Annotated in this window: 10 protein-coding genes; 8 read left to right on the top strand and 2 right to left on the bottom strand. The window is 70.1% G+C overall.

The window, feature by feature from the left end; translation table 11 throughout:
• Window positions 1-28: 28 nt before the first annotated feature.
• From A3A5_RS0135125 to A3A5_RS0135160, 8 genes are all read left to right on the top strand, one after another.
• A complete protein-coding gene (locus A3A5_RS0135125) occupies window positions 29-1,747 on the top strand; it encodes an AMP-binding protein (RefSeq protein ID WP_018315107.1) in 1,719 nt (572 codons plus the stop codon).
• Window positions 1,741-2,715: an acyl-CoA synthetase gene (locus A3A5_RS0135130; protein ID WP_018315108.1), complete on the top strand. Its 975-nt coding sequence runs from the start codon at window positions 1,741-1,743 to the stop codon at window positions 2,713-2,715. The genes A3A5_RS0135125 and A3A5_RS0135130 overlap by 7 nt, the downstream gene beginning before the upstream one ends.
• Window positions 2,716-2,739: 24 nt before the next feature.
• Entirely contained in the window at window positions 2,740-3,339 is a 600-nt protein-coding gene (locus A3A5_RS0135135; protein ID WP_018315109.1) for a LolA-related protein, read from the top strand.
• Window positions 3,336-5,765, top strand: a complete 2,430-nt coding sequence (locus tag A3A5_RS0135140; RefSeq protein ID WP_026201440.1) for an MMPL family transporter — start codon at window positions 3,336-3,338, stop codon at window positions 5,763-5,765. The genes A3A5_RS0135135 and A3A5_RS0135140 overlap by 4 nt, the downstream gene beginning before the upstream one ends.
• Window positions 5,762-6,610, top strand: coding sequence for a polysaccharide deacetylase family protein (locus A3A5_RS0135145; RefSeq protein ID WP_018315111.1), 849 nt, complete (start codon window positions 5,762-5,764; stop codon window positions 6,608-6,610). Before A3A5_RS0135140 ends, A3A5_RS0135145 begins: the two co-directional genes overlap by 4 nt.
• Before the next feature lie 66 nt (window positions 6,611-6,676).
• Window positions 6,677-7,879, top strand: a complete 1,203-nt coding sequence (locus A3A5_RS0135150; RefSeq protein WP_018315112.1) for a beta-ketoacyl-[acyl-carrier-protein] synthase family protein — start codon at window positions 6,677-6,679, stop codon at window positions 7,877-7,879.
• An 8-nt stretch (window positions 7,880-7,887) separates the two neighbouring features.
• Window positions 7,888-8,700, top strand: coding sequence for a beta-ketoacyl synthase chain length factor (locus A3A5_RS0135155; protein WP_018315113.1), 813 nt, complete (start codon window positions 7,888-7,890; stop codon window positions 8,698-8,700).
• Complete coding sequence (locus tag A3A5_RS0135160) at window positions 8,693-9,181, top strand: 3-hydroxyacyl-ACP dehydratase (protein WP_018315114.1); 489 nt, start codon at window positions 8,693-8,695, stop codon at window positions 9,179-9,181. The genes A3A5_RS0135155 and A3A5_RS0135160 overlap by 8 nt, the downstream gene beginning before the upstream one ends.
• A 6-nt stretch (window positions 9,182-9,187) precedes the next feature.
• Here A3A5_RS0135160 and fahA read toward each other — a convergent pair whose 3' ends face one another.
• Window positions 9,188-10,450: a fumarylacetoacetase gene (fahA, locus tag A3A5_RS0135165; RefSeq protein ID WP_018315115.1), complete on the bottom strand. Its 1,263-nt coding sequence runs from the start codon at window positions 10,448-10,450 to the stop codon at window positions 9,188-9,190.
• Window positions 10,451-10,588: 138 nt separating this feature from the next.
• Complete coding sequence (gene hmgA / locus A3A5_RS0135170) at window positions 10,589-11,908, bottom strand: homogentisate 1,2-dioxygenase (RefSeq protein ID WP_018315116.1); 1,320 nt, start codon at window positions 11,906-11,908, stop codon at window positions 10,589-10,591.
• Window positions 11,909-12,089 lie beyond the last annotated feature (181 nt).

Raw genomic sequence — 12,089 nt, forward strand, 5'->3', positions numbered from 1 at the left:
CACTGGCAACAGGCACAGGCTCCGCCCCATGACCATGCTCCCGATCGTCGCGCATGCCTCGCCCGAAGACATCATCGCCTGGGCGCACGGACGGCCTGTCAGCGTGCGCCAGTTCCTGGCCGATGCGTCCACCCTGGCCACTGCGCTGCCGGCAGGCGGGCACGTATTCAACGCCTGCACCGACCGCTACCGCTTCACCGTCGGCCTGTGCGCCGCGCTGCTGGCGGGCAAGACCACCCTGCTGCCGCCGTCGCATACGCCGGAGATGGTGCGCCAGCTGGCCGACTTTGCCCCGGATGCCTTCTGCCTGCATGACCAGCCTGACGCGGCGTGCGCCATGCCGGCGGTCCACTATCACGACGGCCTGCGCGGCGCGGCCACGGACGGGCCGGTCGAAATCCCGCAGATTCCCGCGGCCCAGGTCATGGCGTATGTGTTCACGTCAGGCTCGACCGGCACGCCGGTGCCGCACCGCAAGACCTGGGGCGCGATGGCCCGATGCGCGCGTGTGGCGGCACAGCGGCTGGGCCTGCTGGACGGGCGTGCCTGGACCCTGGTGGGCACGGTGCCGCCGCAGCATATGTTCGGGCTGGAAGCCACGGTCATGCTGGTGCTGCAGGGCCGCGCGGCACTGGTGGCGGCCCCGGCTTTCTATCCGGCCGACGTGCGCGATGCACTCGCCTCGGTGCCGGCGCCGCGTGCGCTGGTCAGCTCGCCCGTGCACCTGCGCACGCTGTTGCAGTCAGGCATGGCGATGCCGCCGGCAGACCTGGTGCTGTGCGCGACCGCCCCGCTTGGCCGCCAGCTGGCGGGCGAGACCGAGACCCTGTTCGGCGCTCCCCTGTGCGAGATCTACGGCAGCACCGAGACCGGCCAGATCGCCACGCGCCGCACCGCGCAGGCCGATGCCTGGACACTGGTGCCGGGCGTGCGGCTGGAAGCACGCCAGGGCGCCGGCGGCGGCACCGAGACCTGGGCCGAAGGCGGCCATATCGAACAGCCGGTGCCGCTGGGCGACGCCATCGCACCGCTGGATGCCGGCCACTTCCTGCTCCATGGCCGCAAGGCCGACATGCTGAATATCGCCGGCAAGCGCACCTCGCTGGGTTATCTGAACCACCAGCTCACGGCCATCGACGGCGTGCGCGACGGCGCGTTCTTCATGCCTGATGATGCGCACGAAGGCGACACGCATGGCCACGTGGTGCGGCTGGTGGCGGTGGCGGTAGCGCCAGGCGTCACCCTGGCGCAGCTCCAGCAGGCGCTGCGCGCGCGCATCGACCCGGCCTTCCTGCCGCGCCCGCTGCTCCTTGCCGACAGCCTGCCGCGCAATGCCGCCGGCAAGCTGCCGCGCGAAGCCCTGGCGGCGCTGGTCGCCAGGCTTGCCGGGGCGCACCGCGGCGATAGCGTAGCAAGGCCCGCCTTCGTCATCGGCGCCGCTCACCCGGCCATCGCCGGCCACTTCCCCGGCCATCCGATCGTGCCGGGGGTGGTGCTGCTGGACCACGCGGTGCTGGCACTCGGCGCGGCGCTGGGCCGCCGCCTCGCCGTCACCCAGGCCGGCGCCATCAAGTTCCTGAGCCCGGTGACCCCGGGCGAGCGCGTGGAGATCCTTCACCAGGCTGACACAGCGGCCGATGGCGGCGAGAGTATCCGCTTCACGCTGCGCAGCGCCGGACGCGATGTCGCCAGCGGCACGCTGCAGGTGCGCAGCGCCGCGCCGCCAGCGGGGGCATCGGCATGCTGAGCTGGCTGTGGAAGCGGCAGCCGCCGCTGGAATCCGAATGGTCGCGCCGCGAGGAGCGCGGCAGCATCACGCTGCTGCGCGTCATGACGTGGATCTCGCTGGCGCTCGGCCGCCCCGTCGGACGCGTGGTGCTGCGGGGGATTGCGGCGTACTTCATGCTGTTCGCGCCGGCGGCACGCCATGCCTCGCGCGCCTATATGGACCGCGCCCTCGGGCGCGAGGCCAACTGGGTCGATGGCTACCGGCATGTGTTCACCTTTGCCTCGACCATCCATGACCGCATCTACCTGCTCAACGGCCGCTTCGACCTGTTCGATATCCGCCTGCACGGAGAGGCGCAGCTGGAAGCCGCGATGGCGCGCGGCCGCGGCGCAATCCTGCTGGGTGCGCACCTGGGCAGCTTCGAGGTGGTGCGCGCGCTCGGGCGGCGGCACCCGGAGATGGAAGTCGCGATCACCATGTACGAGGAAAACGCGTACAAGCTCAACGATGTACTGCAGTCGATCAACCCGGCGATGCGCCAGGACGTGATCGCGCTGGGCCGCTTCGACACCATGCTGCGGGTGCGCGACTACCTGGACCGCGGCTACATGATCGGCATGCTGGCCGACCGCACGCTGTCGCAGCGCGCCACCGACCCGGTGCAGCAGTGCAGCTTCCTCGGCACGCCGACGGGCCTTCCGACCGGCCCGCTGCGCATGGCGGCGATGCTGCGCCGGCCGGTGTTCTTCATCACCGGCCTGTACCGCGGCGGCAACCGCTACGATGTGCACTTCGTGCCGCTGGCGGACTTCACCGGCACCGCACGCGGCCAGCGCGAGGCAGCCGTGCAGACCGCGCTGGCGGAATACGTGCGCCTGCTGGAGCAGTTCTGCCGCAGCGCGCCGTACAACTGGTTCAACTTCTACGATTTCTGGCACGCCGGCCCGCCGCTGTCTGAACAGCCGCCGCCGGGCAACGAGCCATGACCCGCGAGCCGTGAGCAGCCCCTGATGTCGCTTTCCAAAATCCCTTTCCGCTTTCTGCTGTCGATGCTGCTGGCCGGCGCCATGCTTGCGCTGGCCACACCGTCCGGTGCCGCCACGTTCGGCGTCGACCAGCTGATGTCCACCCTGGCGCAGCGCAAGTCGGGGCGCGTGCTGTTCACCGAGACCAAGTACCTGGCGATACTCGACAAGCCGGTGCAGTCGTCCGGCGAACTGCTGTTCGCGGCGCCCGACCACCTGGAGAAGCGCACACTGTCGCCCAAGACCGAGAACATGGTGCTTGACGGCGACATGCTGACGGTCGAGCGCGACGGCAAGCGCTACACCATGCCGCTGCAGAACTACCCCGAGCTGGCCGCCTTTGTCGAAAGCATCCGCGGCACGCTGGCAGGCAACCGCCAGACGCTGGAGCGCTACTACAAGCTCGGACTGGAAGGCCGTGCCAGCCGCTGGACGCTGACGCTGACACCGGCGGACTCGCGCATGGCCGCGGTTGTCAGCCAGGTGCGCATCGACGGCAGCCAGGATGCGCTCGACCGCGTCGAGATCCGGCAGGCCGACGGCGACCGCTCGGTGCTGAAGATCCGTCCTGCCGCCCGCCCATGAGCGCAGCGCCGCCCGCAACGACGCGCCCAGTGACGCGCCGGCTCGCCCTGGCACTGTGGCTCTTCGCCATGCTCGCCTGCGCGGCTGTCATCAGCCGCACCACATTCACGGCCGACCTCTCGGCCTTCCTGCCGCGCCTGCCCAGCGCCGAGCAGCAATTGCTGGTGAACCAGCTGCGCGACGGACTGGTGTCGCGCCTGGTCCTGGTCGGGATCGAGGGCGGCGATGCCGATGGCCGGGCCGCGGTATCGCGTGCCATGGCGGCGCAGCTGCGCGGCGATCCGCGCTTCACCGCGATCCAGAACGGCGAGCCGGTCAACCAGGCCGCAGACCGCCAGTACGTGTTTGCGCACCGCTACCTGCTCAGCCCCGCGGTCACGCCGGAGCGCTTCAGTGAACGCGGCCTGGCGCAGGCACTGAATGAATCGTTCGAGCTGCTGGCCTCGTCCGCCGGGCTCTTCACCAAGTCGCTGCTGCCGCGCGATCCCACCGGCGAAGTGGCCGCGATGCTGGCACAGCTGGATGCCGGGCAGCGCGTGCCCATGCACGCCGGCGCCTGGGCGTCGCGCGACGGCAAGCGTGCGGTGCTGCTGGCGCAGACGGCCGCCGCGGGGTCTGACACGGATGCGCAGGCCCAAGCCATCGGGGCCGTGCGCGAGGCGTTTGGCAGGGCCGCAGCGGCCGGCCAGTACCAGCTGGTGATGACCGGGCCGGGCGTGTTTTCCGTCAATGCACGCGACACCATCCGCCATGATGTGGAGCGCCTGTCGACCATCGGCGTGGCCATCATCGTCACGCTGCTGCTGCTGGTCTACCGCTCGGTGCCGCTGCTGGTGCTGGGGCTGGTGCCGGTACTGAGCGGCGCGCTGGCGGGCATTGCCGCGGTCAGCCTGGGCTTCGGCGGCTCGGTGCACGGACTGACGCTGGGCTTTGGCACCACGCTGATCGGCGAGGCGGTCGACTATTCGATCTACCTGTTCGTGCAGTCCGCGCAGTACACGCGCGATGGCCGGCGCGACGAGCACGCCTGGCTGGGCGGCTTCTGGCCAACGGTGCGCCTTGGCGTGCTGACCTCGGTCTGCGGCTTTGCCTCGCTGCTGCTGTCGGGCTTTCCGGGGCTGGCGCAGCTGGGGCTGTATTCGATTGCCGGGCTGACGGCCGCGGCGCTGGTGACGCGCTTCGTGCTGCCGCAGCTGGTGCCGGCCACGCTGCACCTGCGCGACGTGGCGCCCCTGGGCCGCCGGCTGCAGTGGCTGGCGGCGCGCGCGCACCGGCTGCGTTGGCTGGTGCTGGTGCTGGTGGTGGCAGCCGGCACGGTGCTGGCCATGCACCGCGGCACGCTGTGGGGCCGCGAGCTGCAGGCGCTGAGCCCGGTGTCGGCCGGCGACCAGGCCCTCGACACCCGCTTGCGCGAGGATCTTGGCGCGCCCGACGTGCGCTACCTGGTGGTGCTGTCCGGGCCGGACCAGGAATCCGTGCTGCAGGGCGCGGAGCGCGTGGCACGTGAACTGGACCCGCTGGTGGCACAGAATTTCATTGGCGGCTACGAGAGCCCGGCGCGCTACCTGCCCAGCGCGGCGACCCAGCGCGAGCGCCAGGCCAGCCTGCCGCCGCCCGACGTGCTGGCGCAGCGCCTGCGCGCTGCCATCGCCACGCAGCCGGTGCGCGCGTCACTGTTCGCGCCGTTCCTGGCGCAGGCCGAGGCGACGCGCACCGGTGCGCTGCTGCGGCGCGAGGACTTGCGCGGCACATCGATGGCGCTGGCTGTCGATGCGTTGCTGGCGCAGCGCGACGGGCGCTGGAGCGCCACGCTGCCGCTGCGCGCACCGGCCCACACCCAGCAAGGCGCCGGCGCAGCCGACGGCGTCGACACCAGCGCGGTGCGGGCCGCGGTCGCGCGGGCTGGCGTCCCTGACACGCTGTTCGTCGACCTCAAGGGCGAATCCGACCGCCTCTACACCGGCTACCTGCGCGAGGCCTTGCTGCTGTCGCTGGCCGGCCTGCTGGCGATCATCGTGCTGCTGGCCGTGGCGCTGCGCTCGGCACGGCGGGTTGTGGCCACGGTGCTGCCGCTGGCCGCGGCGGCGCTGGTGGTGCTGGGAGGGCTGGCAGCGCTCGGCCAGCCGCTGACGCTGCTGCACCTGGTGGGCCTGCTGCTGCTGATGGCCGTGGGTTCCAATTACGCGCTATTCTTCAACGGCCCCGCGGCGGGCAGCCAGGTGGCGGGCGCTTCACCGCATACACTGGTGTCGCTGCTGCTGGCCAACCTCACCACAGTGGCCGCTTTCGGCCTGCTGGCGCTGTCGAGCCTGCCGCTGCTCAAGGCCTTCGGCCTGACGGTAGGTCCCGGTGCCGTGCTGGCCCTGTGGTTTTCGGCGATCCTGGCGCGCCCGGCAGCGCCGGACACAGCCGGGAGTGCAAGATGAATTCGTATCCCGCACCGCGCATTGCCTTGCGCGGCACCTCCAACAGCCGCACCTGGCGCCCCACCCCGCTGCTTTGCGGCGCCGCCGCCGTGCACCTGGGTGCCGCCGGCGCGATGCTGGCGCACCCTGAGTCCATCGGCATGGCGCTGGCCGGCGTTGGCGCCGCCCATGCGGCAATGTGCGCCACCGGCCTGTGGCCGCGCAGCCGCTGGCTTGGCCCCAACCTGCTGCGCCTGCCGCCCTCGGCCAGTGACTGCGTGGCACTGACGTTCGACGACGGCCCCAACCCGGCGCTGACGCCGCGCGTGCTAGACATGCTGGACCAGCACGGCGCGCGCGCGACCTTCTTCTGCGTCGGCGCGCGCGCCGCGGCGCATCCGGAACTGGTGCGCGAGATCGTCCGCCGCGGCCACGCCGTGGAAAACCACAGCATGTACCACCGGCTGCACTTCTCGGTCTTCGGTCCCGGGCGCATGCTGCGCGACATCCGTGCCGCGCAGCAGGTGCTGACCGACCTCACCGGCCAGGCGCCGCGCTTCTTCCGCGCGCCCGCGGGGCTGCGCAATCCCTTCCTTGAGCCGGTGCTGTGCCGGCTCGGGCTTCAGCTTGCCGCCTGGACCCGGCGCGGCTTCGATACCCGTTGTGGCGACCATGCGGCGCGCGTGGCGCAGCGCCTCGGCGGCAAGCTCGCCGGGCGCGACATCCTGTTGCTGCACGACGGCAACCCCGGCACCGATGCCGCCGGCAATGCACACTGCGCCACGGTGCTGCCGGGCCTGCTCGCCGCCATCGAACAAGCCGGCCTGCGCTGCGTCACGCTGCGCGCGGCCGTGCCGCCAGCCTGAGTGAGCGGCGGCTTGTTACAATTGGCACAGCCTTCCGAGATTCCTTCAATTCGCTCCCCCTAAGCCGTGTCCCCGCTCCTGTTCTCGCATTTCACGGCCACCAGCTGCCTTGGCGCCGGTGTAGACGCCACCCTGTCGGCCCTGCGTGCGCAGCGCGGCGGCCTGGCGCCCTGCCGCTTTGGCGGCGTCGAGCTCGATACCTTCGTCGGCGAAGTCCCCGGCCTGGACGCCGTGGCACTGCCGCCTGCACTGGCCGAATTCGACTGCCGCAACAACCGGCTGGCGCAACTGGCGCTGGAGCAGGACGACTTTGCCGCGCGTGTGCGCGAAGCGGCGGCGCGCTACGGCGCCCACCGGGTCGGCGTCTTCCTGGGCACCAGCACCGCGGGCGTGCTGCAGACGGAACTGGCCTATCGCCAGCGGGATCCTGCCAGCGGCGCGCTGCCGCCGGGCTTCCACTACGCCACCACCCACAACCCCTACTCGCTGCCTGCCTTCCTGCGCCAATACCTGGGGCTGGCCGGCCCGGCGGCTGCGGTGTCCTCGGCCTGTTCATCCGGCGCCAAGGTGTTCAGCTCGGCACGGCGCATGCTGGAGGCAGGGCTGATCGATGTAGCCGTGGTCGGCGGTGTCGATTCGCTGTGCCACACCACGCTGTACGGCTTCAATTCGCTGGAGCTGTTGTCCGACCAGCCGTGCCGGCCCTATGACGTTGCGCGCAACGGCATCTCGATCGGCGAGGGGGCGGCATTCGGCCTGCTCGAGCGCGTGGCCGGCACCCCGCCAGGCGATGCCATCCTGCTGGCCGGCATCGGCGAATCGAGCGATGCGCACCATATGTCGACCCCGCACCCCGACGGGCTGGGCGCGCGCCTGGCACTGGAGCAGGCACTGGCCAGCGCGGGGGTCGCGCCGGCACAGGTCGGCTACGTCAACCTCCATGGCACCGCCACGCGCAGCAACGACGCGGCCGAGGCGATGGCCATGGCCGCGGCGCTGCCCGGCACGCCGTGCAGCTCCACCAAGGGCGCTACCGGGCATGCGCTGGGTGCCGCCGGCGCGCTCGAAGCCGTCATTTGCGCGCTGGCGCTGCGCCACGGCCTGCTGCCCGGCGGCATCAACACCACGCAGGTGGATCCGGCGCTGGACGTGAACTACCAGCTCGCCAACCGCGAAGCACCGCTGCGCTATGCGATGACCAATGCCTTCGGCTTCGGCGGATCCAACTGCAGCCTGCTGTTCGCTCGCGCGGACGCAGCTTCCCATTGAGCATCGCCATGCCGCAGCACGTCTATATCGAAAGCATCGGCCTGCTCGGCCCCGGCCTGACCGGCTGGCAGCAGGCCACCGAAGTCCTTGCCGGCCGCGTGCCGTACGCGCACGCGGCCACCGAACTGCCGCCACCCGCGGGCCTGCCGCCGGCCGAGCGCCGCCGCACCGGCCCGACCGTACGGCTGGCGCTGGGGGTGGGCCAGCAGGCCGTCGCCGCCAGCGGCCTCGATGCCGCGCAACTGCCGACGATCTTTGCCTCGTCCAGCAGCGACGGCCAGAACTTCCATGCCATCTGCGAAGCGCTGGCCGAGCCCGAGCCGCTGATGTCGCCCACGCGCTTCCACAACTCCGTGCATAACGCGACCGCCGGCTACTGGTCGATCGCCGCGGGCGCGATGCGCACCTCCAATGTGCTCTGCGCCATGGATGGCAGTGGCAGCGCGGGCTTGCTCGAATGCGTGCTCCAGGCCGCCGCCGATGCCGAGCCCTGCCTGCTGATCGCCTATGACACCGGCTATCCCGAGCCGCTGCACAGCCACCGCCCTATCCCCGATCCCTTCGGCGTAGCCCTGCTGGTCACGCCGCGGCAGACGGCGCGTTCGCTCGCGCGCATCGCCGTGGCGCTGAAGCAGGCACCGGCCACGGTGATGCCGGACGCCGCGCTGGAAGCGCTGCGTACCTCGGCGCCGGCCGCACGCATGCTGCCGCTGCTGGCGGCCATCGCCCGCGGCAAGACCACCACCGTGGTGCTCGATTATCTGGACACGCTGCAGCTTGAAGCCGAGGTGGAAAGCCTCTGCTACCAGGCGGATGGCTGAGCTGTTGAAAGACCGCGACTGGATCGCGGCACGCATTCCGCACCAGGGCACGATGTGCCTGCTCGACGGCGTGCTGGCCTGGGATGCGGCATCGGTTCGCTGCACTTCCTCCACGCATACGCGCGCGGACAACCCGCTGCGCGCGCAGGGCCGGCTGGCCGCGGTCAGCGGGATTGAATATGCGGCACAGGCAATGGCCGTGCACGGCGCATTGCTGGCGCAGGCGGAACCCGGCAAGGACGCGCAGCGCCCGCGCTCGGGCTACCTGGCCAGCGTGCGCAAGCTGGTGCTGCACGTGGAGCGGCTAGACGATATCGAGGCGCCGCTGCAGGTGGAGGCGCAGCGCATCAGCGGTGAAGGCAGCAGCGTGCTGTATGCATTCACCGTCAGCGCCGCGGGCCGGGCGCTGCTGTCAGGCCGCGCGGCGGTCATCCTGGATGCCGCCGCAGTCGGCCAAAGCGCCGACCGCAGCGCCGGCTGAAACGCTTCAGCGCGCCGGCAGGATCTTGCCCGACACCACGCCGAAGCCAACGCGATAGCCTTCGCCCTGGCAGTAGCCGGTCATGGTCACTTCGTCGCCATCCTCCAGGAAGCCGCGGCGGCTGCCGTCGGCCAGCGTCGCCGGCTCGGCGCCGTTGCGGGTCAGCTCCAGCAGGCTGCCGTAGGAATCCGGCGTGGTGCCGCTGATCGTGCCCGAGCCCATCAGGTCACCCACGCGCACATTGCAGCCCGACACCGTGTGATGGGCCAGCTGCTGCGCCATGGTCCAGTACATCGCCTTGAAGTTGGTGCGGCAGATGGTGCTGGGTGCCGCTGCGCCCTGCGGCTGCAACGCGACTTCCAGGGCGATGTCGTAGGCATTCTTGCCCTGCTGCTGCAGGTACGGCAGCGGCTGCGGCGATTGCTCGGGATTGTCGCGGCGGAACGGCTCGAGCGCTTCCATCGTCACCACCCAAGGCGAGATCGAGGTACCGAAGCTCTTGCTGTTGAACGGTCCCAGCGGCACATATTCCCATTGCTGGATATCGCGCGCACTCCAGTCGTTGAGCAGCACCATGCCAAACATATGCTCTGGCGCGGCAGCGGTGCTGACCGGCTCGCCCAGCGCGGTCTCCTTGCCGACGATAAAACCCACCTCCAGTTCGAAGTCCAGCTTGCGGCAGGGGCTGAACACCGGGCGCGCCTCGTTCGGCAGCTTGATCTGGCCGTTGGGGCGATGCAGCGGCGTGCCGCTCACCACCACCGAGCTGGCACGGCCGTTGTAGCCGATAGGGATCTCCAGCCAGTTCGGCAGCAACGCATTGTCCGGGTCGCGGAACATGCGGCCGACGTTGGTGGCGTGCTCCCTGGACGAATAGAAGTCCGTGTAGCCCGGGATCTCCACCGGCAGGTGCAGCGTCGCGGCCGACATCGGCACCAGTGCCTTGTCGCGCAGGGCGGCGTTGTCGCGCAGCGCGGCGTCATCACCGGACAGCAGCGCCGTCAGACGCTTGCGGGTTTCGCTCCAGACCGGCTTGCCCAGCGCGATAAAGCGGTTCAGGCTGGCTGCGGCAAACGTGCCTTTGGCAATGGCCGGCAGCAGGCCGGCCTCATCCAGCGCGGCGAGGTCCAGCACCTGGTCGCCGATGGCAACGCCGACGCGCGGAGCCTGGCCCTTGGTCGAAAACACGCCATACGGCAGGTTCTGCAGCGGGAAGTGGGATTGGCCGTCGTTGGCGGAAGCGATCCAGCTGGTCTTGGGGGCGGTCATTGGGATACTCCGAAAATTTGGTGGCACTTGTCGCGTGCGGTGACGCGTCATGCTTGACGAGCGCCTGCCCTCTCCCCCGGCCCCTCTTCCGCAAGCGGGCGAGGGGAGAAAACCGGGCGGGCGGCCAGGCGCCCGGGGTTAGCGGGTGTTCGGGTTAAAGTGTTTCTTCAGGCCTTGCCAGCACGTGTAGTAGTCCTGCTGCAGCGAGGCCGACTGCGCGGCATACGGCGTCGGGCGGATCACGCCCGGGGTCTCGAACATGAAGGCCATGGTGTCCTCGATGCGGTGCGGCTGCGAGGTATCGGCGGCGCTGGCCTTCTCGAAGGTTTCCGTATCCGGGCCGTGGCCGCTCATGCAGTTGTGCAGGCTGGCGCCGCCCGGGGCAAAGCCTTCGGCCTTGGCGTCGTAGACGCCCGCGATCAGCCCCATGAATTCGCTGGCGATATTGCGGTGGAACCAGGGCGGGCGGAACGTGTCCTGCATCGCCAGCCAGCGCGGCCCGAAGATGACGAAGTCGATGGTGTCCACGCCCGGCGTGGCCGACGGCGACTGCAGCACCAGGAAGATCGACGGATCCGGGTGGTCGAAGCTGATCGAGCCGATGGTATTGAAGCGGCGCAGGTCGTACTTGTACGGGGTGTAGTTGCCATGCCAGGCCACCACGTCCAGCGGCGAGTGGCCGATGCCGGCGCGCCACAGGTTGCCCTGGAACTTGGCCACCAGTTCGAAATCACCCTCGCGGTCTTCATAGCTGGCCACCGGCGACAGGAAGTCGCGCGGGTTGGCCAGGCCGTTGGAGCCGATCACGCCCAGGTCGGGCAGCTGGAACAACGCGCCGTAGTTCTCGCAGATATAGCCGCGCGACTCGCCGTCGGGCAGCTCCACGCGGAAGCGCACGCCGCGCGGGATCACCACGATCTCCTGCGGCTCCACTTCCAGGCGGCCCAGCTCGGTCACCATCAGCAGGCGGCCCTGCTGCGGCACGATCAGCATCTCGCCATCGGCGTTGTAGAAGAAGCGGTCCTGCATCGACTGGTTGGCCAGGTACAGGTGGATGCCGCAGCCGGTCATGGCCTCGGGGCCGCCGTTGCCGGCCATGGTGACAATGCCGTCGACAAAGTCGGTCGGCACCGACGGCATTGCCGGCGGGCTCCAGCGCATCTGGTTGGGCGACGGCGGCACCTGGTCGAAACGGCTCAGGAAACGCGACTGCTCGATCTGCGTGAACGGCGTATGCATCGCGGCCGGGCGGATGCGGTACAGCCACGAGCGCCGGTTGTGTGCGCGCGGCGCGGTAAAGGCCGTGCCGGACAGCTGCTCGGCGTACAGGCCGTAGGGCGCGCGCTGCGGCGAGTTCCGGCCCACAGGCAGCGCACCGGGCAGCGCCTCGGTGGCGAATTCATTGGCGAAGCCGGACATATAGCCGTGCTCGGCAAGCTGGGTGTGCGTGAGTGTCATGGTGTCGTCAGCGTTCCTGGGTCTCGGTCCATTTGGCGCTGCGCTGGCGCCTGGCGGCCTCTTGCTGGGAGTGCCTGCCGGTCCGTATTCAGCCTTTGCGTGTGCACATGGCAAGAATTACGGAATGCGTAATGCATTTACCATATCGTAATATCGAGTACCGGACGTGTCAAATGGCATC

The organism is Cupriavidus sp. UYPR2.512 (assembly GCF_000379565.1).
Taxonomy (GTDB): domain Bacteria; phylum Pseudomonadota; class Gammaproteobacteria; order Burkholderiales; family Burkholderiaceae; genus Cupriavidus.

Coding starts and splice junctions, on each gene's coding strand:
- A3A5_RS0135125 (WP_018315107.1), top strand. CDS start 29: ATGACCATGCTCCCGATCGTCGCGCATGCCTCGCCCGAAGACATCATC.
- A3A5_RS0135130 (WP_018315108.1), top strand. CDS start 1,741: ATGCTGAGCTGGCTGTGGAAGCGGCAGCCGCCGCTGGAATCCGAATGG.
- A3A5_RS0135135 (WP_018315109.1), top strand. CDS start 2,740: ATGTCGCTTTCCAAAATCCCTTTCCGCTTTCTGCTGTCGATGCTGCTG.
- A3A5_RS0135140 (WP_026201440.1), top strand. CDS start 3,336: ATGAGCGCAGCGCCGCCCGCAACGACGCGCCCAGTGACGCGCCGGCTC.
- A3A5_RS0135145 (WP_018315111.1), top strand. CDS start 5,762: ATGAATTCGTATCCCGCACCGCGCATTGCCTTGCGCGGCACCTCCAAC.
- A3A5_RS0135155 (WP_018315113.1), top strand. CDS start 7,888: ATGCCGCAGCACGTCTATATCGAAAGCATCGGCCTGCTCGGCCCCGGC.
- A3A5_RS0135160 (WP_018315114.1), top strand. CDS start 8,693: ATGGCTGAGCTGTTGAAAGACCGCGACTGGATCGCGGCACGCATTCCG.
- fahA (WP_018315115.1), bottom strand. CDS start 10,450: ATGACCGCCCCCAAGACCAGCTGGATCGCTTCCGCCAACGACGGCCAA.
- hmgA (WP_018315116.1), bottom strand. CDS start 11,908: ATGACACTCACGCACACCCAGCTTGCCGAGCACGGCTATATGTCCGGC.